Source organism: Nitrosopumilaceae archaeon AB1(1), from assembly GCA_033471095.1.
Classification (GTDB): Archaea; Thermoproteota; Nitrososphaeria; order Nitrososphaerales; family Nitrosopumilaceae; genus Nitrosoabyssus; species Nitrosoabyssus spongiisocia.
In genome coordinates this window covers 125,988-150,124 of sequence record CP136752.1, presented here as the reverse complement: position 1 = coordinate 150,124, position 24,137 = coordinate 125,988, and the positions used below count along the sequence as shown (strand labels likewise).

25 protein-coding genes are annotated in these 24,137 nt (G+C 34.9%); 12 read left to right on the top strand and 13 right to left on the bottom strand.

The window, feature by feature from the left end; translation table 11 throughout:
- Genes R1F52_00930 through R1F52_00920 form a run of 3 tightly spaced genes read left to right on the top strand, consistent with a single transcriptional unit; the run spans window position 1 to window position 2,820 of the window.
- Complete coding sequence (locus tag R1F52_00930; protein ID WOV93237.1) at window positions 1-1,113, top strand: M20/M25/M40 family metallo-hydrolase; 1,113 nt, start codon at window positions 1-3, stop codon at window positions 1,111-1,113.
- Between the two features lie 34 nt (window positions 1,114-1,147).
- Entirely contained in the window at window positions 1,148-2,185 is a 1,038-nt protein-coding gene (gene dph5, locus R1F52_00925) for a diphthine synthase (protein ID WOV93907.1), read from the top strand.
- A 56-nt stretch (window positions 2,186-2,241) separates the two neighbouring features.
- On the top strand, window positions 2,242-2,820 hold the full coding sequence (locus R1F52_00920) for an adenylyltransferase/cytidyltransferase family protein (protein WOV93236.1): 579 nt from the start codon (window positions 2,242-2,244) through the stop codon (window positions 2,818-2,820).
- Here R1F52_00920 and R1F52_00915 read toward each other — a convergent pair.
- The gene (locus tag R1F52_00915; protein WOV93235.1) at window positions 2,817-3,485 is read right to left on the bottom strand and encodes a DUF120 domain-containing protein; all 669 of its coding nucleotides are present in this window, start codon (window positions 3,483-3,485) and stop codon (window positions 2,817-2,819) included. The two genes, R1F52_00920 and R1F52_00915, sit on opposite strands and share 4 nt — an antisense overlap.
- A 5-nt stretch (window positions 3,486-3,490) precedes the next feature.
- A complete protein-coding gene (gene dnaG / locus R1F52_00910; GenBank protein ID WOV93234.1) occupies window positions 3,491-4,633 on the bottom strand; it encodes a DNA primase DnaG in 1,143 nt (380 codons plus the stop codon).
- A 190-nt stretch (window positions 4,634-4,823) separates the two neighbouring features.
- Between dnaG and R1F52_00905 the strand changes: the two genes are divergently transcribed.
- Entirely contained in the window at window positions 4,824-6,857 is a 2,034-nt protein-coding gene (locus tag R1F52_00905; GenBank protein WOV93233.1) for a sodium-translocating pyrophosphatase, read from the top strand.
- 42 nt (window positions 6,858-6,899) lie between these two features.
- Here the strand turns inward: R1F52_00905 and R1F52_00900 are convergent, their stop codons facing one another.
- The 3 genes from R1F52_00900 to R1F52_00890 all read right to left on the bottom strand — a co-directional run bounded on the left by R1F52_00900 (window position 6,900) and on the right by R1F52_00890 (window position 8,785).
- Window positions 6,900-7,157 carry a DUF2024 family protein gene (locus R1F52_00900; protein WOV93232.1) on the bottom strand — a complete coding sequence of 86 codons (258 nt, stop codon included), beginning with the start codon at window positions 7,155-7,157 and terminating at the stop codon, window positions 6,900-6,902.
- Window positions 7,158-7,251: 94 nt separating this feature from the next.
- Window positions 7,252-7,641 carry a M67 family metallopeptidase gene (locus R1F52_00895; GenBank protein ID WOV93231.1) on the bottom strand — a complete coding sequence of 130 codons (390 nt, stop codon included), beginning with the start codon at window positions 7,639-7,641 and terminating at the stop codon, window positions 7,252-7,254.
- 1 nt (window position 7,642) lies between these two features.
- The gene (locus tag R1F52_00890) at window positions 7,643-8,785 is read right to left on the bottom strand and encodes a plastocyanin/azurin family copper-binding protein (GenBank protein ID WOV93230.1); all 1,143 of its coding nucleotides are present in this window, start codon (window positions 8,783-8,785) and stop codon (window positions 7,643-7,645) included.
- A gap of 85 nt (window positions 8,786-8,870) precedes the next feature.
- On the opposite strand from R1F52_00890, the gene R1F52_00885 reads away from it, so the two are divergent.
- Window positions 8,871-9,743 (top strand): heme o synthase, encoded by an 873-nt coding sequence (locus R1F52_00885; GenBank protein WOV93229.1) that lies wholly within the window; start codon window positions 8,871-8,873, stop codon window positions 9,741-9,743.
- On the opposite strand, the gene R1F52_00880 is transcribed toward R1F52_00885, so the two are convergent.
- The 5 genes from R1F52_00880 to R1F52_00860 are packed head-to-tail and all read right to left on the bottom strand — an operon-like array spanning window position 9,740 to window position 14,037.
- Entirely contained in the window at window positions 9,740-10,036 is a 297-nt protein-coding gene (locus R1F52_00880; GenBank protein WOV93228.1) for a hypothetical protein, read from the bottom strand. The genes R1F52_00885 and R1F52_00880 overlap by 4 nt on opposite strands.
- Window positions 10,033-12,186: an AAA family ATPase gene (locus R1F52_00875; protein ID WOV93227.1), complete on the bottom strand. Its 2,154-nt coding sequence runs from the start codon at window positions 12,184-12,186 to the stop codon at window positions 10,033-10,035. Before R1F52_00875 ends, R1F52_00880 begins: the two co-directional genes overlap by 4 nt.
- A gap of 13 nt (window positions 12,187-12,199) precedes the next feature.
- Window positions 12,200-12,481 carry an elongation factor 1-beta gene (locus R1F52_00870; protein WOV93226.1) on the bottom strand — a complete coding sequence of 94 codons (282 nt, stop codon included), beginning with the start codon at window positions 12,479-12,481 and terminating at the stop codon, window positions 12,200-12,202.
- Complete coding sequence (locus R1F52_00865; protein WOV93225.1) at window positions 12,482-12,658, bottom strand: zinc finger domain-containing protein; 177 nt, start codon at window positions 12,656-12,658, stop codon at window positions 12,482-12,484.
- A gap of 47 nt (window positions 12,659-12,705) precedes the next feature.
- Window positions 12,706-14,037, bottom strand: a complete 1,332-nt coding sequence (locus R1F52_00860) for a pyridoxal-phosphate dependent enzyme (protein ID WOV93224.1) — start codon at window positions 14,035-14,037, stop codon at window positions 12,706-12,708.
- An 83-nt stretch (window positions 14,038-14,120) separates the two neighbouring features.
- Here R1F52_00860 and R1F52_00855 point away from each other — a divergent pair, with 83 nt between their 5' ends.
- Entirely contained in the window at window positions 14,121-14,495 is a 375-nt protein-coding gene (locus tag R1F52_00855; protein ID WOV93223.1) for a hypothetical protein, read from the top strand.
- A gap of 182 nt (window positions 14,496-14,677) precedes the next feature.
- Here R1F52_00855 and R1F52_00850 read toward each other — a convergent pair whose 3' ends face one another.
- A complete protein-coding gene (locus R1F52_00850) occupies window positions 14,678-14,986 on the bottom strand; it encodes a hypothetical protein (GenBank protein ID WOV93222.1) in 309 nt (102 codons plus the stop codon).
- A 220-nt stretch (window positions 14,987-15,206) separates the two neighbouring features.
- On the opposite strand from R1F52_00850, the gene R1F52_00845 reads away from it, so the two are divergent.
- Window positions 15,207-16,457 (top strand): hemolysin family protein, encoded by a 1,251-nt coding sequence (locus R1F52_00845; GenBank protein WOV93221.1) that lies wholly within the window; start codon window positions 15,207-15,209, stop codon window positions 16,455-16,457.
- Here R1F52_00845 and R1F52_00840 read toward each other — a convergent pair.
- On the bottom strand, window positions 16,450-17,502 hold the full coding sequence (locus R1F52_00840; protein ID WOV93220.1) for a type II glyceraldehyde-3-phosphate dehydrogenase: 1,053 nt from the start codon (window positions 17,500-17,502) through the stop codon (window positions 16,450-16,452). The two genes, R1F52_00845 and R1F52_00840, sit on opposite strands and share 8 nt — an antisense overlap.
- Before the next feature lie 112 nt (window positions 17,503-17,614).
- Here R1F52_00840 and R1F52_00835 point away from each other — a divergent pair, with 112 nt between their 5' ends.
- Together R1F52_00835 and R1F52_00830 are read left to right on the top strand one after the other, a co-directional pair.
- Window positions 17,615-18,304: a thioredoxin domain-containing protein gene (locus R1F52_00835; protein ID WOV93219.1), complete on the top strand. Its 690-nt coding sequence runs from the start codon at window positions 17,615-17,617 to the stop codon at window positions 18,302-18,304.
- A gap of 42 nt (window positions 18,305-18,346) precedes the next feature.
- Window positions 18,347-19,738 carry a hydroxymethylglutaryl-CoA synthase gene (locus tag R1F52_00830; protein ID WOV93218.1) on the top strand — a complete coding sequence of 464 codons (1,392 nt, stop codon included), beginning with the start codon at window positions 18,347-18,349 and terminating at the stop codon, window positions 19,736-19,738.
- Between the two features lie 17 nt (window positions 19,739-19,755).
- On the opposite strand, the gene bioD is transcribed toward R1F52_00830, so the two are convergent.
- Window positions 19,756-20,403 carry a dethiobiotin synthase gene (bioD, locus tag R1F52_00825; protein ID WOV93217.1) on the bottom strand — a complete coding sequence of 216 codons (648 nt, stop codon included), beginning with the start codon at window positions 20,401-20,403 and terminating at the stop codon, window positions 19,756-19,758.
- A 223-nt stretch (window positions 20,404-20,626) separates the two neighbouring features.
- Here bioD and bioA point away from each other — a divergent pair, with 223 nt between their 5' ends.
- Genes bioA through R1F52_00810 form a run of 3 tightly spaced genes read left to right on the top strand, consistent with a single transcriptional unit; the run spans window position 20,627 to window position 24,085 of the window.
- Window positions 20,627-21,943, top strand: coding sequence for an adenosylmethionine--8-amino-7-oxononanoate transaminase (gene bioA, locus R1F52_00820; protein WOV93216.1), 1,317 nt, complete (start codon window positions 20,627-20,629; stop codon window positions 21,941-21,943).
- 53 nt (window positions 21,944-21,996) lie between these two features.
- Window positions 21,997-22,974 (top strand): biotin synthase BioB, encoded by a 978-nt coding sequence (gene bioB / locus R1F52_00815; GenBank protein WOV93215.1) that lies wholly within the window; start codon window positions 21,997-21,999, stop codon window positions 22,972-22,974.
- On the top strand, window positions 22,958-24,085 hold the full coding sequence (locus R1F52_00810) for an aminotransferase class I/II-fold pyridoxal phosphate-dependent enzyme (protein ID WOV93214.1): 1,128 nt from the start codon (window positions 22,958-22,960) through the stop codon (window positions 24,083-24,085). The genes bioB and R1F52_00810 overlap by 17 nt, the downstream gene beginning before the upstream one ends.
- The last annotated feature ends 52 nt before the right edge of the window (window positions 24,086-24,137 follow it).

Below are 24,137 nucleotides of genomic sequence, written 5' to 3'. Positions count from 1 at the left end.
TTGACTATTATAATTACTCCAAAATATGCAACTAAAATCTTAGAAAAGGCCGTCTGCCTTTACACTCCGTCATTACATGAACTTCCTATGGCACAGTATCTGGAGGATTTATGTGATGACATGGGTTTTGAAAATATTCACATAGATGATGTGGGAAATTTAATAGCAACAAAAGGTTCTGGCTCTCCTCGTATTCTACTGTGTGGTCATATGGATACAGTTCCTGGAAAAATAAATGTACGACAAGAAGGTGATTTTCTCTACGGTCGTGGCTCTTCTGATGCAAAGGCACCACTTATGGCAATGCTGTGTGCTGCAAATTCTGCTGTACTCAATGGTGGTACTGTAATATTTGCAGGAGTAGTTGATGAAGAAGGAAATGCACTTGGAATAAAAAATCTTGTAAAACAAGACTTGAAGATAGATTATGCAATATTTGGAGAACCTAGTGGATTGAATCAAATCACAATTGGATACAAGGGTAGATTTGCAATTAAATTAACCACATCCTCGAAGGATAGTTGTCATGCAACTGCCCCTTGGCTTACAACTAACGCAATACAAGAATCAATGATTCATGCTGAAAATATAAAAAAAGCACTAGAGTCTGGACAAGAGGATAAATCCAAAGGCATGCTCCTTACTGCTACAATTACTGAAATTGTGGGTGGTACTAGTCATAATGTCACTCCACAAGAGTGTAATGTTACCATTGATATTCGAATTCCAATAGGTAAAAGTTGTAAAACTGTTAATGATATAATCGACAAATACATCTCTACCATTAATGATGCCTCTACAAGTGTATCGTACTCTATACTTGATGAAACTGAACCGTTTGAGACAAACACAGACTCTGTTCTGATTCGAGCAATGAATCTTGGTATCTTTCATGTGTTGAAAAAACGTCCATCTCTGATAAGAAAAACAGGAACCGGAGATATGAACATATTGGGAAATGTACTTGAAATACCTGTAGTCACTTATGGACCTGGCGACTCTCACTCTTCTCATACTATTGATGAACGAGTATCCATTTCACAATATATCAAGGGAATCGAAGTTTTGAGTGCAATTCTTAAAAAAATAAAGATGGTACATGATAAATCATGATTAATTATATGACATATTTTAAGAATGGTGATTTATCATACTGTGGTTTGTAGGTCTTGGCACATCACCGCCCGATTCAATTCCACTAGCTGCTGTGAATATTGCATCTAGTGTTGATATTCTTTATCTTGAACAATTTACTAGCCCCTTTGGAGATATGAACATACAAGATATCGAATCTCTTGGATACAAATGTATCAAAATTGCCAAACGATGGCAAGTGGAGGATGGTACTGAAATATTAAAAAATGCAAAAGAGCAGACGGTTGTCTTGGCAGCCTATGGGGATCCATATATTGCAACTACACACATTGAATTACGCTCAAGGGCAATCAAAGAAGGTATTGAGACTAGAACCATTCATGCTGCATCTGCCTTGACCTCATTAATTGGTGAGTGTGGATTGCACTATTACAAAGTTGGACGTACAACAACCATCATGGGTGGGAAAAACACAACAACCACTCCATATTATACAACCCAAAAAAATATGCTCGAGTCAAATCACACCATTCTACTGTTAGAGTATAATCAAGATCAAGATTTTTTTCTTGATCCAAAACAAGCACTTGAAATGCTGCTTAATGAAGAGAAAGAGCAGATACGAAATGTCTTCAATTCCGATACGTGCATAATTGTTGCATCACGAGTAGGTCAGGTGGAGCAAAAAATCATTGTGGGGGATTTATCTCACATGCTTGATGTAGATTTTGGTAAACCACCACACACTGTTATAATACCTGGTAGCATGCATTTTACAGAGTCTGACGCACTAGAATTATTTGCAGATTGTTTAGATGAGCCAAAAGACAACTCTTCTAGAGTCAAGAAAATATCTCATCAAATGCTGACTAAATACATCCCAATGGTAAACTGTGCACTAGATGACATTACATCACATTACATCAATACTGAATTTAAAACTGTTCTTGAGAATGCAAAATTGTATGTAAAAGATGCTGAAAATTTTTTAGAGATGGGTCGTGATGAAGTTGCAATACTTAGTATAGGTTATGCTGATGGTCTGGTAGATGCACTTCGTATGGGCAAAGGCATGGAGCCACGCATGTGATGATACATTTCATAATTTGTATATGAATTTAAAGAGGTGTTTATACATTAATAATTATGAATTCTAGTATCAAAGATGTTTTAAAAACATTATACATTGATGATATAACTGACACAAAATCAAATGTATCATCACAGTCTACAAGAGAGTTGGTTCAATCTGGATTGTTATCTGATGGTGGGACTATAACTGAATCTGGAAGAAAACAATTTGATGTAGTTCTTGCCGGTGGAGTCTTTGATATCATACATCCGGGACATATTCTAACTCTAAATACTGCCAAGACCTATGGTGATCTCTTGATTGTTGTTGTTGCAACCGATAAAATTGCGGAAAAAATGAAAAAGAAATCACCACTTCATTCACAATCCCAGCGCCAAAATTTGGTAAACTCTCTAGTAATGGTGGATGTCTGTCTTGCAGGTAATGAGTCTGATATCTTTAAAACAGTAGACCTAGTATCACCTCAAACCATAGTATTAGGTTATGATCAACTACATCAAGAACAATTTATCATCGATGGATGTAAAAATATCAATCTTGATTGCAAGGTAGTACGTCTAGAGTCATCATTACCTAATCTGTCTAGCTCTGATATTCGTGAAACCTATGGCACATCCATACATGGAATCTAATTTGTCTTTATTGTAATTACTACTTTGGCCCCATTCTTGAGTTTCGCTTTTTTACGAATTTCCACCTTTGCTATTATTTCCACTATGGAATTATCGTGATGGGTTCGTTCAAGTATTACCAAATGACAGGGTATATCTTTCAATTTTGCAGGATAACATTTTACCCAGCCATACGTTCTATTTTTATCTGCAAAACCATTAATCGTGATCTCTTTCATATCTGATATCATAGATAACAATGTCTTGTCACTAGTATTTTTTAATTTGATATTTAATGTACCTGGAAATGGAATGTACTCTATTTTTTTCTTAAATTGTTTTGTATAACCACTCATTGACATATAATGAGCTCCCTCACCAACACCTGTTACTATTTCTCCATGTAATTTAATTATAGTATGGTTCTGTAAACTTTTTTTTAAAACCTCTGTTATTTTTTTTACTTCTTCATACCCCTTTGCAGTTATCATTATACCGTGCTTTCTACTAACTATTGTCCGTTTTATCAATCCAGATTTTTCCATATCTATCAACTCTTTTGATATAGACTGTTGAGATTTCTCCATAATCTTTGCAAGATCAGATGTCGTAACTGGAACAAAAGCATATCTTGCGCCCATTTTTAACAACTGTGATATGGTAAAAATTTGATGAATTTTTGTCATTATAATTAGGAAATTCCCAATTCTGCAAATGTCTTATAGACGACACCTTCAACTGGTCTTATTAATTTCGCAATACGTTTTCCTATGATATATTTTATCTCTATACTTTTGGCACTATCTACTAGTCTTTGTGTAATGATTCCATCTAGTATCAAATATGTAATTCCTGATTGACTGTTTAGTTTTTCTACCAGTTCGCTTATGGGCACTTTGAATATCTCCTTCTCAGAGTCATCTAGAGCCACTGCCTCTAATGTCTCATTGATTTTAGAATATACTGCAGTTCCAACAGTTGACAACATTTTATCTGCGTCACTGTCTAGTTTAACGCCATTCGTGCCGTTTAATTTGTCTGATACTGGTCGTAATATTTCATCTATTCTCTGAGGGGTCAACTCTTCTACCTCTACACCTTCGTCTGCCCTCAACTCTACATCGATATGCACAACAGATTTCAATTCTTTTAAAATAAAACCTCCAGCGCGATCACCGTCTAAGAATGCAACAACTTTTTCTTTCTCAATACACAGATCCTTTATAGATTCATCAATTGTTGCGCCTTGAATTGCAAGTGTGTTGTTGTATCCAGCTCTGAGTAGATTAATAATATCTGCTCTACCTTCGACTAGAATTAACCATTGAGAATCTAGTGCTCCAGAACCACATGGTAATTTAAATCTACCATAAGATTCCACTTTACCTGCATTTCCTTCATGTACATCTTTGAGCATAGTGTCTCCTTCACTAACTGTTTTTGTAGACCAACGTTGTTTGATTTCTTTTGCACGTTTTACAATATCATCTTTCTTGGCAGCACGTACATCTTCTATCGTATCTAATCTAAACGTACAATCAAATGGTCCTACTTTATCAATACTCTCTACTGCGGCGGCAATTAATGCACATGTGTCAATATCTGTACTCATAGGTAATAGAGATGTACCTGATGTTGTGTCTGATGTACTTGATGTGTGCACTTCAATACGTCCAATCTTTGATAAACGTTGCAGCTCATTTAAGTTCATTTCTGGACCCAACAGACCTTCTGTCTGTCCAAAAACGGCGCCTATGATATCTGTGCGCTCGACAAGCCCATCAACTTTGAATGATAATTTGACATGATATTTGACAATTCCAGATTGAGGCATAAGCTATTCAACTCCTTAATTAACATAATTAAATTTTAATTTGGTTGTATATGTGCTTTACGTTGTTTTTTTGATTTTATGATGAATATATGATACTAAATCTCATAATTTACATATTTATCCACATGTCTTTTTTGATGACCCTTATTCCATAATTTATATTCTGTACATATAGGGCTCAATTCATATTATGATTTTAGAAGAGATTTTGCCTATCGTTGCTGGAATTGTTTCCATTTTAGCAGCAGCTCTGTTTGCTGGGTGGGTAATCAAACAGCAAGCTGGAACAAAAGAGATGATGGATATATCTAACGCCGTAAAAGAAGGAGCAGCAGCATTTCTAAAACGTGAAATGAAAATAATTATACCGATATCTATAGCATTATCTGTAATAATTGGAATATTAATTGGATATTCTAACGGAATTGCATTTGCAGTAGGAGTTGCATTATCTGCCATTGCCGGTGTCATATCATTAAAAATTACAGTAAAGGCTGCTGTCCGAACTGCAAACTCTACTTCGGGTGGAATTGGTAAAACTTTTGCTGAAGCTTTTCGTGGAGGTGCAACCGTAGGACTTGCAGTTCCTGCTATGGCGTTACTTGCAATTACAATTCTATTTCTAATATTTCGTGATCCACTTGCGATTGCTGGTATTGGAATTGGAGTTAGCTTGATCGCATTATTCATTAGAATTGGTGGTGGTATATTTACAAAAGCAGCTGATATGGGAGCTGATTTAGTTGGTAAAGTTGAGGCAAATATTCCAGAAGATGATCCTAGAAATCCAGCTACAATTGCAGATAATGTGGGGGATAACGTAGGCGATGCAGCTGGTATGGGATCGGATATTTACGAATCATATATCGTTACAGTATTGGCATCGCTCCTAATTGCAGCACTAATTCAAGTACCTGAAAATATTTTATACCCTGTTCTAATCGGTGCCTCTGGGGCCATTGCCTCAATCATTGGTGTTGCTAGCGTCGGCTCCAAAAATATCAAAGATGTGATGAAACCACTAAATCGTTCATTTTACATATCTGCCAGTATTGCCATTGTTCTGAATTTTATATTCATGTGGGTGTTTTTGGGTAATACCCCAATCGCATATGCTTTATTTGGCTCTACTGTAATTGGTGTAATTCTAGTTCCAGTGATTCAAAAAATTACAGACTATTACACAAATCATAAATTCGGTCCTGTCAAAGAAATAGCAGATTCTGCTAAATGGGGATATGCATCTTTGACACTCACGGGAATTACAAAAGGCATGCAATCTACAGGTCCATTTATGATCGTACTTGTAACTGCTATAATTATTTCATTTTACATATCTTCTTCTGCATCTCCTGATCCAAATCAAGCACTACTTTATGGTATATTTGGTACATCTTTAACTGCAATGGCAATGTTGAGTCTAGCAGGTATTGTACTTAGCATAGATGCGTTCGGTCCAATTGCAGATAACGCTGGAGGTATTGTAGAGATGACTGGAATGGGTGAGGAGAATAGAAAAATTACCGATGAAATTGATGCAGTTGGAAATACTACCAAAGCAGTAACCAAAGGATTTGCAATTGCAAGCGCAGGACTGGCAACTCTTGCAATGATTCAGGCATTCCAATTTGAGGCCAAAGAGGTATTTCATATGGCGTTTGATTATAGTCTTACAAATCCTGCAGTAATCGTAGGTCTACTTGTTGGTGGATTACTTCCATTTGTGATTACTGGTCAATTAATAAGCGGTGTATCAAAGTCTGCCTCTAAAATGGTAGATGAGGTACGCCGTCAATTCAAGGCAGATCCGGGAATTCTAGAGGGAACATCAAAACCAGATTATGCAAAATGTGTTGATATTGCAACTGTCGCATCTCTAAAAGAACTGTGGAAATCTGCAAGTATTGTAATTGCGGCCCCTATTGTTCTTGGCGTTTTCTTAGGTCCTTCTGCAGTTGCCGGTCTTTTGATGGGTGCAGTTGTCACTGGCATCTTTTTGGCATATCATCTTGCAAATACTGGCGGCGCGTGGGATAATGCTAAGAAATTAGTAGAAATGAAAGGCGACAAAGGTACTGAGGAACACAAGGTAACTGTTGTTGGTGATATAATTGGAGATCCTTACAAAGATACAGCTGGACCTGCTCTTAATACTGTAATTAAATTATTAAATACAGTTGCTCTAGTTTTCGTATCTGCATTTATCGCAGTTGTATCACTGTAAAATTATTAAATAAAAAATAAAAAAAAATTGGATGTGCTATCTCTAAGGACAGCCTTCCATCTTTTGGATGAAGTATCCGTCTTTCTCAATGGCCTGCTCTACTGGTTCTGGAGCGCCTTGTGAATGACAGAATTGGCACTCGTTAGTAGTCACAGTAGCATTGTTCTCATTTACTGATGTTAACCACTGTTTTGCATACTCTATTGCTTTGTCATGATCTTTCTCTTTTGTAATCACGTCAAAATGCATAGTATGACCATCTTGTGCTTTTACATAGGTGTCGTACACATGTATTTCCATAATTTTCATTAAATATTCGTATATTTAAAACAAGATATGATATAATTTAGAATATACTGTGACGTATTGTACTTATTTAACTATAAATTTATTATTACACAACTGGTATTTCTTTAATTTCATCATCTAGAGTGAATGCTTTAATTTTTTTATCTAATCCTGAATATATTGCCCATACAATTGGATTGATAATCATGAATTTTTTGTCGGTTAGTGATGGATAAGCCTCAGAAATTGGATGTGAATGAAATATTCCAATTATTTGTAAATTTCTTTTTTCTGCTTCCTTGTACCCATAAAGTAATTCATCATTTGGTATCACAAAACTTGTAGGTGACTCATTTTCATTTGATGTTTCAAATATATCGTATGTCACTATTTTATCATCTTCATGTTTGCCAAATAGCATGGATGATACTTCGTTCGGTTTACTACGTTCGGCATATTCTACCAACGTCTTGTAAAATTTACCTAGTACTAACAAATTATTCTGCCGTTACAGAGCCTAACATCCATGGGTGAAGCACACAATAATATGGATAATATCCTGCATCATCAAATGTGTATTCAAATGATTCACTTGATCCTATGATACTAGAATCAAATATTCCATCATGTCCTGATTCTACCATCCCAGATGTTACAGTATGAATTGTTATGTCATTATTTGTCCATGTTATTGTATCTCCTGTATCGATTGTGATTTCCTCAGGATCATAAAATATTTTATCTGATCCAGGAATTCCTGCTCCTTGAGGAATTGAAATTTCTAATATCTTCTCTTCCATCATCATACTCTCATTATTCATCATCTCAGTCGTAGTTGCTTCAGAATCATCTACGATTGCAAATGCTGATTCCATCCATGGATGCAATGTACAAAAATAGGAAACAGAATCGGGTAAATCTGTAGTATCTAATTGATATGTATCTCCACTACTCAAAAGCCCCGAATCAAATGTATCGCCTAAATCATCAAAACTTGTAGCTGTATGAGCTGCTGCATCCTCATTAATCCACTCTATAATTTCACCTCTTGTAACTTTTGTATCCTCATCTGGTAAGTAATCTGGATTTCCATTAATTGCTGCCCCTTCTAATATTGCAATTGAAAATATTGGAGTATCTGATACTATTTTTATCTCCTCTTTAACCTCTTCAATTACTGTTGAAACAAGATATGGTTCTGGACCTGAAAAACCAAATCCAATATATGCCAACACTCCTGCACCTACTGCAAGTAAAAATATTGTTGCAATTGGTTTCATATACTCTTTATGTTTTGTACCTACATATGCAATGACTATTGATGGTATTGCAATAACTAACATCACACCTGCGAATGTAATAACAGAGTCGATTGTATTTGATGTGAGTGAAACAGCTGCAAAGGAAAGTGATATTGCAGCAACAACTAGTACCGTAGCCTTTGCTCTATTGCTTGTAGATACACCACCTTCCATTATTCCAGCGGCTAAAATTATAAGCCCAATGAATAATGTAAGTCCAGTTAATGCATGCATTCCATCTATGAATGTGTGTGCCAAACCCGAATATGATGTTATTATGCCAGTTAGACCTATTCCAGTCAGTCCCATACCTGGCATCATTAGATCCCAATTACTCATTTATCATGGCGTCTAGATTGATATACTTAATTCTTTGTAAGTCAATACGAATACATTAATTTCCTAGTCCTGACCTGTGATGTAGTTGACAATTAAAGAGATCTTACTTGTATCAAAGCCACGTATTGTAGTACTACTCGTATTTACCGCCGTTGCGTCCATGTATACTGCAGGTACTCTTGCCGGTCAGGAGATAGACTACCTGACAATGCTACATCTGATTATTGTTGGCATCTTGGCATCTGCAGGTTCTAGCGCACTGAATCATTATTACGATCGTGATATTGATTCTAAGATGACTCGTACAAGCACACGACCAATTCCGAGTGGAACCATATCCCCTAATATCGTCTTGATTTATGGTGTTGTAGTAAGTTGTGTATCTGTAATCTATGCGTATATAACATTAAATGAATTGTCTACATTTTTTGTTGCACTTGGAATATTCTTTTATGTAATTATCTATACTATGTGGTTGAAAAGGAATAGTACTACAAATATTGTAATTGGTGGATTTGCCGGTAGCGCCGCATCAATGGCAGGGTGGGCAGCTGCAACTGGTTCAATTGATCTACTAGGATTTTTAGTAGGATTTTTGGTATTTGTTTGGACGCCATCCCACTTTTGGTGTCTTGCAATGAAAATGAATGATGATTATACTCAAGTTAATGTTCCAATGCTGCCTGTTGTGATTGGTATGCAACGAACTTCAAAATATATTTTAGCAAACACAATAATTTTATTACCATACTCATTAATTTTATATTCATTTGGTCTTGGTTTAATTTACACCATTATTGCAGCTGTTTCTGGTGGATTGATGCTTGTCTATCACTATAAATTAACAAAAACACCTACATCTGAATTTGCGTGGCAAGCGTATAAAATTACAGCTCCGTATTTGACTATAATATTCTTAGCTCTAGTACTTGATGCAACTTTTCATATACGAATTTAGTCTACTGCGCCTGGGAAACTAACTTCATACTCTTTAATTTGTGTCTCTTTGTTTTGTTCTTCAATTTTGTCAATCTCTTCCTTCTCTACTATTACCTCTATTCTCCTTGTATCCTTTGCAAGCCATGTAACAGAGATGGTTCCTAGTATTTCTAGTTCTAATAATAATTTCTCTAATCTATCACTTGTTATCTCTGGATTTGTTTTTACAAGTAATTTTTGTAACTCTACATTGGTAAGTGACTCCTTGTTTTTAATATATTCAAATACAATATTTCTAAATGGTATTGTCAACTATACAGCCCCTTATTTTTATCATCGATGTTAATACTAGATAATCCTTGCTGAATATCTTCATAAGATTTTATCATTTCCTTACTAACAGATGGTCTAATCTTTGCCAAAGACTCGTTGAAATCATCGTGCGTTATAGTGTGATTATCTCTGTGTATTGAGTGAATTACCACACTTCGACAGATTATGGACAAATCTCCACCCGTGTACCCATATGTCCTCTGTGCAATTTCTTCCAAATTTACATCATTTGATAACTTAAATTTTTTAACTAGGATTTTTAAAATACCCAATCTTTCATTTTGATTTGGAGGAGGAACATACAAGGATATGTCCAATCTTCCTGCAGCACATACTGATGAGTCTATCATATCTGGTCTATTTGTAATTCCTATAACGCATACTTGTGGAATTGAATTTTGTATCTGAGATATAATCTGACTTGATAATGTATTAACATGTTCTCTTTTTCCTGCAATAATTTCAAATTCATCAAAAATTATAATACATGGAGTTGATGATTTTGCTTTGAGAAATATTTTTTTAATCGCCTTCTCTGATTCACCCTCCCACCTAGACAACATATCTGCTCCGTGAACATAAATGATGCTTGCTTTACATTCTGTTGCAAGAGCTTGAGCTAAAAGTGATTTACCGCATCCTGTGGGACCATACAATAATATCCCTTTTGGAGGTTTTATTCCTATTTCATCAAATCTATGTGGATCATTTATAGCCAAAACAAAATTTTCTTTTAACTGTTTTTTTATTTTTTCTAATCCTACAATGTTATCCCAAATAATTTTTGGCTGTTCTATGTAAAATTCTCTCATGGTTGCCGGTACAATCTTTTGCATCGCTTCGTAAAAATCACTTCGTTTAATTACCATGGATTGTAACACTGATGAGGGAATTTTACTAGATATTGGAGTGTTTTTTGGTAAATATCTCTTTATGGCAACTACCGCCGCCTCTCTGCATAATAATTTAATGTCTGCGCCTGTATATCCTATAAGATCTGATGCAAGTGATTTTATTTTTATTTCAGATTTAAGTGGCATACCGCGTGTGTAAATTTGTAATATTGCAGTACGACTCTCTATATTTGGAACCGGAATTTCTATCTCTTTATCAAATCTGCCTGGACGACGTAATGCTGGATTTATACTATCTGGTCTATTTGTCGCACCTAAAACTATGACATTTCCTCTATCTGTAACACCATCCATTAGAGCAAGTAGTTGTCCTACTATTCTTTTCTCTACTTCTCCCTGTGCGCTTTCTCTTCGTGGAGCAATTGCGTCGATCTCATCTATGAATATTATACTAGGTGAATTTTCTTTTGCCTCTTTGAAAATTTCACGTAATTTAGCTTCTGTTTCACCATAATATTTGTTTAATATTTCTGGGCCATTAATTATATACATATTGGCATATGATTCACTTGCTAAAACTTTTACAATAAGTGTTTTACCACATCCTGGGGGACCATACAATAATATCCCTGCTTGAGCTTCTATCCCTAAACTTCTGAATAATTCTGGATGTCTAAGTGGCATCTCTACAATATCTCTCATTGTAGAGACTTCCTCTTCCAACCCTCCAATCTCATCATACATTATGTGAGTTTTTGTATCTTGTGTGATGTTCTCTAATATGCTAAGTTTGGTAAATTCGTTAATGGTTACAACTCCATCTGGCGTCGTCTTGCCTATCTTGAACTCTATACTGTTTCCTAGAATTACTACTGAAATCTCATCTCCTTTGATTAATGGCATATTCTTTATTCTATTCTTTACAAAATCTGTGAATTCATAATCACTATTCATTTTTTCATATATTGGGATTATTTCAATACTTGCCGCATTCTGTGATTTGCAGCTAGTAATCGTGATATGATCATACAATGATGTGCCTATATTTTTTCTACTCTGTCCATCCATACGTACAACCTCCACTAATTTATCATCCTCATCTGCTGGCCAAACTACAGCACAACTTGTCTTGTCACCTACAATCTTTACCAAATCACCTGCCTTTACTTGTATAGTTTTCATATCTTTTTCATCAATTCTTATTCGTTTTTTCCCAACATCACGTGGCTTTGCTTCTATAATCTTGACTTTAAGGGATGCTCTAACGTCATCCAAAACTGTCACACACCTATTTCATATCTACTGACATTCGACTCATGTTTAATATTTCTAATTCACTTACATGTTCTGTTTTACGTATAGCATCTTCAAGTGCATCACTTTGCCCTTCCTTATCTTCTAAAACAAACTGGGCCTTTACAAAATATAATCCAAATGCAAGAGGTTCTTTTTCTGTTGCTCTCAAAGTTATATTATCTGGTAGATTTAATTTCACATTCTCTATAATCTTATCCAAATCTGCTTCAGCGCTGTCTGGAAGTATTTTTACAATTATTAATAATTTTGCCATCTACGGTCCACCAAATCCACATGATTCACAAGTATACTGACCTGCAGATTCTCTACAACTTTGACATCTCCAAAGTAAACTAAATCCGCATGAAGGACAATCAAATTTTACACATTTATCATTTGGCATTATGTGCCTTTTACAACAACTACATTTTGGAAGTTCTACAGACGACATTATACTTTACACCAAAAGCAATCTGAATTTATAGTTTAGTGTGTGCCTCATTTTTTTGGTGGTAGTGCAAATCTATTTGTAGACGCATTATGATAATCCACGGCTAGCATGGATTCTTTTTGCCTTCCAGTAAGAATTCCAACCACAACGTCATCTTTTTTTATAATTTCTTCACTGACCAGCTTGCGAATCCCTGCCGGTACTGCCCCCGATGCCATTTCGCAGTCAAATCCGTTCAAACCTACTATGGACATACCATCTAACATCTGTGAATCTGTTACTGTAGTTACCACCCCATTGGTAAATTCTAATGCCCTTAGCCCTTTGAGGATATTTGCAGGTCTGCCAATCTGTATTGCGGTCGCTTTAGTATTTGGCCTTATATTCTCTGAATCTAATTTTTTATAATAATTATTCAAAATATCCAAATTTGGTTTCCCCCTGTTCCAACGCATTGGTTCATCGTACTTTCCATTATACAAATCTGATACTGTTTTTGCTCCTTCTGCATTAATTACTGCAATACGTGGTATTTTTTTTATCCATCCCCATTCATACAACTCCATTAAACATTTGCCACAACTAGATGTATTTCCCATAACTCCACCTGGATAAACTACCCAATCTGGCGTTTCCCATTTTAGAGCCTCTAGAAATCTATAAAGAATTGTTTTTTGCCCCTCTATTCTAAATGGATTTATAGAATTTACTGTATACCCATTATTATTTTTTGAATTTTCCAACGATTTTGTTAAAGCATCGTCAAAATTCCCATCTACTTGTATTAACTGCGCTCCGAATTGATAAGCTTGACTGAGTTTTCCAGGAGCAATCTGACCTGTTGGAATATACACATCACAATCTATATTCTCATTTGCAGCATACATACTAGCTGCTGCAGATGTATTTCCTGTGGATGCGCATATGATCTTTTTTGCATGTACTATTTTTGCATGAGTTACGGCAGTTGCCATGCCGTTATCCTTGAATGAACCACTAGGATTATACCCCTCTGGTTGCAACCAAATATTCTTTGTATTCATTCCAATAAACTCTGCGACTTTGGACATGTGGTATGGTTTTGATTGTCTACCCTCTGCGCCATCTAGGGATACTAAATATTTTGAACACTCTGCATAATCATTCGTGTCTATTTGACAAAAATTCAATAATTCTCTGAATCGCCATACGCCACTTTCATTATATATTATTCCCTGTGAATTACGTCTAGCATAAAACATCTCTTTTAGATTTGTGTTTGGTGCCTCTTTGTATATGACATCTAACAAGTGTCCTCTCTTACACTCTACTCTGTTCTCTTCGATAGGATATTCTAGACTGCATGATGGTGATATGCATCTTGTATGTGCTTTTTGCATATTTTAGTGATAAATTTGACTAATTTAAGGATAAAAAAGTTTACAATTTAATATCTGTCTCATGATCATCTCATTACATAGATATGCCTACTCATCATGAATATCTTCTGAATATTCTACAACAAATTATAGATTCTGTAACTTTACTTGAGAGTTTACCTGATAAACCAGGTGATCTTGATATCATAAAACGAGAACATGCCAAAATAGTAGGTCTCATGATTAGTATCTCACATCGTATGAATGATTCACAATATACTGAATATCTGCAATTATTAGACATGTTGAAATTATTTACTAGTAGCTTTGATTTTAGCCGAGAAATTAATACCATGTCTGAATTGTATTCTGATGATCCGCATAGACTACATAACATAAGATTTAAAATATTAGATGCGTTAAACACTAATAATTTAATTGAGTTGATAAAAAAAACATTAAGAGATTTGTCAAACTAGTTTTTTTACTTTTTTCCAGATCTCACATGAAAATTCATACAACAACTGCACTGTTTCTCCGTGCAATCTTTTTCACTATGATGTCCACATATTCCACATTCGCAACTTTTTTCCATTTCATATATTATGTGTCTAATCTATATAACTATATTTCTAATCTTGTCAACTAAACAATAATAATTTTATTTTTTTGAGGTTTTTCTCTTTTTTGATACTGGTTTTGTCTCTTTTTTCCCCTCTTCGGATTTATCCACCATTATGATAACTTCTTGAATGAATCCATCTAGGTCCTCACCTGATACTTGTGGTTCTGCGGCTGCAGAAATACCCTGTATGGTATTTGAAATTTCTGTGCTCACCTGCTCAAAGCTNTCTGTATCTTCATAAGCTGTAGAGTATAAATTCTTGAGTTGTTTTATCTGCTCTATGATCGGATCTGTGAGGATAACTCTGAATTTTTTACCATTGACTAGTATTTCATCTGTAATCATGAGTAATCAAAATCTTTGATGATTTTAAGGTTTTCGTGTCGTAGATCTGAATGTGTATATAAATAGATCACACAAATTTAATTTTAGACTAGTTTAGAGGTAAAAATGACAATATAATCATTCATGACACTTGAGAGATTTTTAAGTGTGAATGATGTATACATATTGAATAATGGATGCATATCCTACATAATTTTGAACAATGTACTTGGGTGACTGAATGGTAGATTTATGGATATCTCTAGTCTCACTGACAATTTTAATTGGTCTATCTGGATTCTTCAGTGGTCTTGAAGTTGCTCTAGTTGGAATTCATAAATCCAAAGTTTTACAATTGTATAAAGATAAAGTCAAAGGCTCAAAGGCACTGTACCATCTAAAATCTAATCCTGGATGGATGATGACTAGTGTAAATCTAGGAAATAACCTAGTAAATGTAGCATCCGCTGCACTTGCAACTAGTGTTGCTATTGAATTATTTGGAAATGATGGTCTTGGTATAGTGATTGGAATGATGACATTTCTGATCCTAGTGTTTGGAGAAATTACACCTAAAACATATTGCAATGCAAATGCAACTAGAATTGCTTTACGATTTAGCCCTGTGCTACTAATATTTAGTTACTCTTTATACCCAATTGTAAAATTATTTGAGGTGATAACTCGTGGTGTCGTTCGTCTTACTGGAAGTAACTACTTACCTCCACCTCTTACAGAGGATGAAATTAAAGATGTAGTTGATCAGGGATTGGAGGAGAATGTTATTGAAGAACATGAACGTGAATTAGTTCATGGAGCTCTGAATTTTGATGAAGTGGTTATACGAGCAGTGATGACACCTAGGACAAAGATGTTTACACTACCAAGTAAGATGTTACTTTTTGAGGCTCTATCTGAGATTAACAAACAAGGATTCTCTAGAATTCCTATTCATGGCAAAACCCAAGATGAAATTATAGGAATTGTACATGTTCGAGACGTATTGAAATTATTAGAGCATGATGATAATATGAAGGATCTTGAATCTATATCTAGAAAACCCATATTTGTTTCTCAGGAGAAAATGCTGAGTAATTTATTTCGTGAGATGCAGGGACGCCAAAGTCATATGGCTATTGTTTTAGATGAATTTGGTGGAGTAGAGGGTCTAGTTACTCTAGAGGATTTATTGGAGGAGATTGTAGGTGATATTGAAGATGAAAGTGATGCAAAAAGAGATTTGCAATTTCAAACTCTTGATAAAAACACAATTATTGTAAATGGTGATGTAGAATTAGATGTCATAAATGAATTTTTTAAATCAAATATTCCTAAAGGTGATGATTACTCTACGTTAAATGGATTATTACATGAAAAACTTCATGATATACCACAAGAGGGTAATAAAGTAGAAATTAACTCACTTAAAATTATTGTTGAAAAGGTTGAGAATAATCGTACCGAGCAAATTAGAATTGAGCGTGTTAACTAGTTTTTGCAAAATGTTTCTCTAACATTCTCTTCTTCTCATCCATGTGGAATAACGACTCTGTGTATTTAGTAGCTTGCTGACGTGTCTTACCAAATAACATAGCTTGCATTAAAATATGATTCTCAGGTATTACAATTCCAGTTTGATCATCTGAATACATCAATTGTAGTGTGTCTTGAGCACAAGACAACATATTTGCATGTATGTGGATCATATTTGTATCTGAAAAGCTAAATTTCATACTTTGAGCATACTCTCTGACATCTCTAGTTCCGTTTGCTGTCCACAGTACGGCTACACCATACTCGTCTTTGAATATGTCTAGAAATTCATCAAATTTAGGGGTAATATTCTGAAATCTGATATCCATGATGTGCAAATGCATCTGTCTAGTTGGCACTTTGATTGCACGCAGAAAAAGTGGTATGTCTTGATTGATAGTAGCTTTTACATCATCTTGATGATGTGGATTTACAGTCCACTCTATTGTATCTGGTATCTCTTTTTCTGTCTGCTCTAAATCTGCCCAACGTCTTACAAGAGTAACGTCAAATCTTTTAATAAATTCATTATATTTTTCTTGTATTGGTTTTAGCACTCTGCCCATACCTGTGACATTGCAGCTACCTTGCATAACATGATCTGCATTCAAGGCTGAATCATAATTTGTTCTGGAATTGAACAGAGTTTGAGATACTGAATTGTCTCCTTGAATTGTCTCTCCGCCTTGATATATGACACGACATTCTTCAGAATCATAAAGATTTTTTTTATTTTCATATCCCATTCCACTAGGAGATGCGTCTATCACTAAATCAGATTCTCTAACAGCTTGCCTTATGGTTCCAGCAATTTTTTTTCCCACAAATTTTTCCGTTCTGTCTTCAGGTACATACACATCAAATCCACGAGAATTGGCAACATCTACACGCTTATCTGCCGAATATTTTCCTACACCAATTAACGTAACCTCTGGATCATCTGCAATGAATGAGGCTATGCGACTCCCTATGGAGCCATATCCATTTACAAATATTTTCTTCATGTATTGTTGTGAATAGTCATATCTATTAATTATTCTAAATTCTTGTACGATAATTTATAAATTTAAAATTAAATTTAACAAAACATCTAAATGCACTGTGTAAAGTCTTGTCATGATGATACATGGTCCATCTTTGGCACTAGGTGGAGGAATTTCTACTGTTGCCATTATTTTTGTAATGTTTGTATTATCTCCTACAACACCAGATCTGCAAATCATATCTGAACCAAAATCTGATACTTCTTTTAGTGTACGCTCGTTTCTTGAAAGTGCATCCCCTATATTGGGAAGTTCAGATGCTTCAATTTTATTGATTGAATTTGGAGACTATCAATGTTTTTACTGTAACAAGTTTTATCATGAAGTTGAAGAATTATTAATTCAACAATATGTAGAAACTGGAAAAATACAAATCGTGTTCAAAGATTACATAATTATTGGTCAAGATTCTGCTACAGCTGCACATGCCACATATTGCGCCCAGAATCAAAAAAAATATTGGGAATTTCACAATACTCTATATGATAACTGGACTGGGGAGAATAATGGTTGGGCATCATACTCTAATATTGTGGGATTTGCAAAATCTTTAGATTTGGATGTACCCACATTTGAAGAGTGTATGACCTCTAGCAAATATCAAACCAGATTAATTGCCAATCAAAACGATGCTCAAAGTCTTGATCTTTCAGGCACTCCTGCATTTCTTCTTGTAGGTAAAAATAACGATATACGGCTTGTACCTGGATTTTATTCATATAATGATTTTTCCGCTATAATTGATACTGAATTGTCAAAATAAATCTGCTATAAGTTTTATATCAAAATAAATCTTATAACAAATATGGTAGCCGGTCTTGATGATATCTCAATATTCATCCCTCGATTATGTATAGATTCAAAAGATTTTGCGTCATTTCGAAATTTAGACCCTGACAAGCTTGAAAAGGGTCTTGGTGTATCTCAGATGGCAATAGTTGATTCTAATCAGGATCCGGCGTGCATGGCAGCAAATGCATGTTTACGTATTTTACAAAAAAACAATCTAAAGCCATCTGATATTGGCAGATTATACATATCTACAGAATCTTCATTTGATGAATCAAAGGCGATGAATTCGTATGTGATTGGAATGTTGGAACAGATTTATGGTAAAAATTCTTTTGGGCACTGCGGTGGTGTTGAGACCAAGTTTGCTTGTGTAAGTGGATCTTATGCTCTATATGATAATACCAATTGGATTCGTGCCGGAGAGGCCGGTGATCAATACGCTATCGTGGTAGTATCTGATATTGCAAAATATGATATGGGTTCTAGTGGTGAGATGACTCAAGGAGCTGGCTCTGTTGCTATGTTGTTAAACAATACTCCCCGTTTGTTAGAATTTGATCCACGTGTAACTGCTACATCAATTACAGACGAATATGATTTTTACAGACCATTTGGAAAAGAGACTCCAATTGTTCATGGTCAATACTCTAGTTTGTTATATCTTATACAGATACGTAACGCACTAGAAATTTATAAAAAACGTGTGCATGAAACCGGTCTCTATGCTGTTGGAGATGATGAATCTATTTTAAATCATATTGATTATCTATGCATGCATCTTCCATATGCTAATATGGGCAAAAAAGCATTAGCGTATCTATTAAGACACGAATGGCGTAATCTCCCTTTGTGGCTAAATCTGATAAAAAAAATAGGCATGGAAGAGCCTACAATGTTAAAACAAGGAACTATAGAATCCATTTTACATGATACTGAATTTATGAAACAGGATCATGAATTTACAAAACGGTTTATGGCCACTGATGAGTATACGAATTTGTATGAATCCAAGATGGCAAGTTCTCTAATTGCCTCCTCGATGATTGGTAATCTATACACTGCCTCATTATATCTGGGATTTCGTAGTTGTCTTGAATTTGAATTCAAAAAGAACATTGATCTTGTGGGGAAGCGTATCGGCTTTTGCTCATATGGTAGTGGAAGTTCTGCCATGATATTCTCCGGTCTAATACAAGATGATTACAAGCAAGTTGTATCAAAGATGAATCTATTAGAAGAACTCGGTCAGCGCGTAAAGTTGAATTTACAAGATTATGAATCCTTGCATGAAAACAAACGAACTCTTGATGATCCTGTACTTGATGGCAAGAATGAATTCATCTTGGTTGATATTAATAATAGTGTAGAATCTAGGGGCGAGCGTAGATATGTATTTGCGTCATAATTGAGACAGCATATTTTTCACTCTTTTGCCACATTTGTAAACTTTGTATCATCAAGCCATGGTACAATCCCAATCACTTTCTTTCGTGTAATCTCTTCTAAATCACTCTTCAACTCATACGGTTCATAACCCATTTTATCATTTTGTGATATTATAATTCCTAAAACATCTAGTTCATACTCTGCACACATCCTACATGTCATTATACTATGATTAAGACTCCCAATTTTATTTCCAACCGTTATTATCACTTTAGATTTCATATCTCTTATCAAATCTGCAACATAATATTTCTCCAATATTGGTGTCATGATCCCACCCATTCCCTCAATTAGTAAGATTTCATATCTCTGTTTGAGATTCTCAAACTCTCTCATTACTAATGACACATCTGGCTTTGTTCCCAATTTTTTACACGCAGTGTATGGTGATGCAGGGATTTCATAATACTGAGGACATACAGAATCGAGCAAGTCCGTTGATCGTGCAGCATCCATTAATATTTTCATATCCGATGTTGGATCTGTTTTTGATGTCGTTCCAGCAGCAAATGGTTTCATTACTCCTACGTCCATACCATCATTTATCATCAGATTGGCGATTCCTGCTGTGACCATAGTTTTTCCTACTGCCGTATCCGAACCTGTGATGAAATATGTTGACATTATACATCGTGATAATACTGACATCGTTTAAGTCTTAGTTGTATACTGAATGTGGTTTTTTTCGGTAAATTATAATTATTTTTTCAATTGAAACATATCTGCATATTGAATTTGATTTATTCCACATAATTCATTATGTTTTATAAGTATATTCTAACATCTGACTTTTCTGATTCATATCTGTTCTAACAACAATAATTAAAGATAAAGAAAATTTTATACTATGGAATCGAAAATATGGCATCCCAACACTCAGATGACAGAATGGAATAATTTTCCTCAGATAGTTTCTGCTAAAGGTGTATATCTTATAGACTCTGATGGAAAAAAACTTTTTGATGCTGTAGCATCTATGTGGTGTAATGTATGGGGACACTCTAAACCTGAGTTAATTCAGGCAATTATTCAACAATCTAAAAATTTACAACACGCCCCATTGTTCAATTTAAATCATAAACCTGCTATACAATTGGCACAAAATTTACTACATCATCTACCTGGCATGGATCGTATCTTTTACTCTGATAATGGTTCTAGTGGTATGGAGATTGCCATAAAAATGGCTATACAGTATTGGAGTAATATCAATGAACCCAAATCGCAGATTGCATCACTGGAGAATGGCTACCATGGAGATACGTTTGGAGCCATGTCAGTTGGGTATGTACCGCAGTTTTTTTCACAATTTAAACGTCAACTATTCTCTGTGCATAGACTACCTGTACCTAATAGGTATCGTACCCCTAAAAGATACTCGCACTCTGATCATCTGCAATACTGTCTTGAAAAAGCTGAACGTTTATTTTCAAAAAATGACAAAATTGCAGCTCTGGTAATGGAGAGTGGCACACAAGTTGCAGGTGGCGTTGTTATTTACCCAAAAAATTTTCAGCATAATCTGATGAAAATATGTAAAAAGTATAATACGCTACTAGTTCTTGACGAGGTTGCCACTGGTCTTGGCCGTCTTGGTTCTATGATACAATACGTGAATCAAAATAGTAGACCTGACATTGTAACTTTTGGTAAAATGCTCACAGGTGGCTATATGACACGAGCTGCGACGGCATCTAGTAAAAAAATCTATGATTCTTTTTCTGGAGAATATGCAGAAAATAAGCATTTGTTTCACGGACACACATTTACAGGAAATCCGATTGCGACATCATTGGCACTTGCAAATCTCAAATTATATAAAAAACACAAATTAATTCAAAAAATACAAAAAACATCCAGAGTATTTACAAAACACATTGATGAATTATTAAAGCTAAATCTGGTGGGTGATGTAAGACACAAGGGTATGTTGGTTGGCATTGAGTTGGTAACAAATAAAAAAACAAAGTCTTCCCCTGTACCTAAAATGTCAATAAATAGAATCATCTTTGAGCAAGGTAGAAAAAATGGATTATATCTACGAACACTTGGAAATATTGTGATGCTCGTGCCCCCTCTGATTATAAGCGAGGCACAAATCAACATGCTGGTTTCTAAAACCATATCTACAATTAAATCTGCAACACCACTACTCAAATCCTAATTATTCCGTATAAACTCAAAGAATTATTTAGAAGTATATTCTAAGACTTGTAGTTGAACAATTCAGAGTTTATTCTTTCTTGCAAGAGACAAATCCTTGATGGTGATTCTATCTCTACTAGTGATGTAAAAAAACTCTATTCTCTTTCAACTGAGCATACGTCTGAATTAGCACAGGCAGCTAATGAAATCACAAGACAATTTCATGGTACATTGGTAGATTTGGAACAGATTGATAATATCAAAAAGAATGCTTGTAGTGAAGATTGTACCTTTTGCTCCCAGTCTGCATTTTATAATACTGGAATTGATTCCTATCGACTACCCCTGCCTGAAGAAATTGTGAGTCGTGCTCAAAAGGCAAAAGATGAAGGGGCCGTATCTTATTGTTTAGTTGCAGCATGGCGTGAACCATCTGCCGATGATTTTGAACAAGTTTGTGAAATCATACAACAGATTAATGATTTAGTTGGAATAAAAGTTGACTGTAGTCTGGGCTTTCTAACATCATCGCAGGCAGAACGACTTGTAGAATTGGGGATTCATCGATATAATCATAATTTGGAGACATGTCAATCAAAATTCCCTGATATCTGTACTACCCATTCGTATGATGACAGATTGAATACATTACGCATAGCACGACATGCAGGCTTACAACTATGCACAGGAGGGATAATAGGAATGAATGAGACTGACGCACAACGATTAGAGCTTGCGATGGAATTAGGATCTTTGGCACCTGAAGAGGTAACATTGAATATTCTTGTTCCAATTCCAGGTACACCATTAGAAATTAACTCTGATTTATCTGAATTGGATATAGTGAGAATATTTGCTATTCTTCGATTTTTATTGCCAACATCCATCATAAAGATATCTGGTGGACGAGAGACTCGAATCTCAAATGGTGGAGAACATCTCTTATTGAGTGGAGCTAATGGAATTATAACATCTGGGTATCTTACAATGGGTGGTAACTCTTCACTCAAAGATAAAGAGATGATTGAAAAAATTGGTCTTAAAGTCTAGAGAATCATTCCAAGATGTATTGCATGATATTCATGCTAATGGTCTTTACAGATTCATGTATCCTGCACGATACAATAAACAATTTATCTATATTCATAAAAAAAAATTATTAAATTTATGTTCTAATGACTATCTTGGAATTGAAACCTCACTTAAATTATCATCGAATCAATCTAGTTCTAGATTATTATCTGGAAATGATTCTATGTTTAGTAAATTAGAAAAACGACTTGCCACTCATAAATCAAAACAGAGTTCTCTAGTATTCCCAACTGGCTATATGGCAAATTTAGGACTTGCCGGCTCTATAATACAGCACAATGATTTAGTAATTAGTGATTCATTAAATCATGCTAGTATCATTGATACGTGTAAACTAGCTGGGGCCAAAGTATCAATATATCAACATAATGACATGAATAATTTACAAACAAAACTAAAATCTAAAGCAAGAAAATTCATTATTACTGAAGGTGTATTCAGTATGGATGGTGATATGGCCAATCTTAAACAAATTACCGAACTTGCGCAAAAGTATGATGCTATGGTAATTCTAGATGACGCACATGGCGATTTTGTAATGGGAAGTGATGGACGTGGAACATCTAATTTACTTGGTGTATCTAGAAAAGTGGATATTTTAACTAGCAGTCTGAGTAAAGCACTTGGCTCATTTGGTGGATATATTGCATCAACAAATGATCTAATTGATTTGTGTATAAATAAATCAAAATCATTCATCTATACCTCTGCACTACCATCTATTCACATCCAAGACTCTTTGCTTCGAATAAATTCTGATAGATTTAAACGATTGAAAATTTTGAAAAAAAATACAAAATATATTCAAAAGGGTTTGATACAATGTGGATTTGATTTATCATCATCTACCCATATTTTGCCAATTATGATTGGAGATGAGAAAATCTCCATGCAATTTAGTAAATACATGTTTGATCGTAATGTATTTGCTCAAGCTGTACGTTATCCAACTGTACAACTAAACAGTGCTAGAATTCGTATGTCGATAACAGCACGTCTCAATCTTAAAGATATGGATAAAATTCTAAATGTTGTGGAATCGGCAGGCAAAAAATTTAAATTAATTTAATCATCTTGCCATATCAAAGCCACCGAGTCCCGGTGCACCTGCTATAACTGCC

Bases quoted from the DNA above. Each gene is read 5' to 3' on its own strand.
- bioA (WOV93216.1), top strand. From the start codon at position 20,627: ATGGAATCGAAAATATGGCATCCCAACACTCAGATGACAGAATGGAAT.
- R1F52_00915 (WOV93235.1), bottom strand. From the start codon at position 3,485: ATGACAAAAATTCATCAAATTTTTACCATATCACAGTTGTTAAAAATG.
- R1F52_00890 (WOV93230.1), bottom strand. From the start codon at position 8,785: ATGAGTAATTGGGATCTAATGATGCCAGGTATGGGACTGACTGGAATA.
- R1F52_00840 (WOV93220.1), bottom strand. From the start codon at position 17,502: ATGAAGAAAATATTTGTAAATGGATATGGCTCCATAGGGAGTCGCATA.
- R1F52_00830 (WOV93218.1), top strand. From the start codon at position 18,347: ATGGTAGCCGGTCTTGATGATATCTCAATATTCATCCCTCGATTATGT.
- R1F52_00900 (WOV93232.1), bottom strand. From the start codon at position 7,157: ATGGAAATACATGTGTACGACACCTATGTAAAAGCACAAGATGGTCAT.
- R1F52_00905 (WOV93233.1), top strand. From the start codon at position 4,824: ATGATTTTAGAAGAGATTTTGCCTATCGTTGCTGGAATTGTTTCCATT.
- dnaG (WOV93234.1), bottom strand. From the start codon at position 4,633: ATGCCTCAATCTGGAATTGTCAAATATCATGTCAAATTATCATTCAAA.
- R1F52_00855 (WOV93223.1), top strand. From the start codon at position 14,121: ATGCCTACTCATCATGAATATCTTCTGAATATTCTACAACAAATTATA.
- R1F52_00920 (WOV93236.1), top strand. From the start codon at position 2,242: ATGAATTCTAGTATCAAAGATGTTTTAAAAACATTATACATTGATGAT.
- R1F52_00845 (WOV93221.1), top strand. From the start codon at position 15,207: ATGGTAGATTTATGGATATCTCTAGTCTCACTGACAATTTTAATTGGT.
- bioD (WOV93217.1), bottom strand. From the start codon at position 20,403: ATGTCAACATATTTCATCACAGGTTCGGATACGGCAGTAGGAAAAACT.
- R1F52_00870 (WOV93226.1), bottom strand. From the start codon at position 12,481: ATGGCAAAATTATTAATAATTGTAAAAATACTTCCAGACAGCGCTGAA.
- R1F52_00860 (WOV93224.1), bottom strand. From the start codon at position 14,037: ATGCAAAAAGCACATACAAGATGCATATCACCATCATGCAGTCTAGAA.
- R1F52_00835 (WOV93219.1), top strand. From the start codon at position 17,615: ATGATGATACATGGTCCATCTTTGGCACTAGGTGGAGGAATTTCTACT.
- R1F52_00865 (WOV93225.1), bottom strand. From the start codon at position 12,658: ATGTCGTCTGTAGAACTTCCAAAATGTAGTTGTTGTAAAAGGCACATA.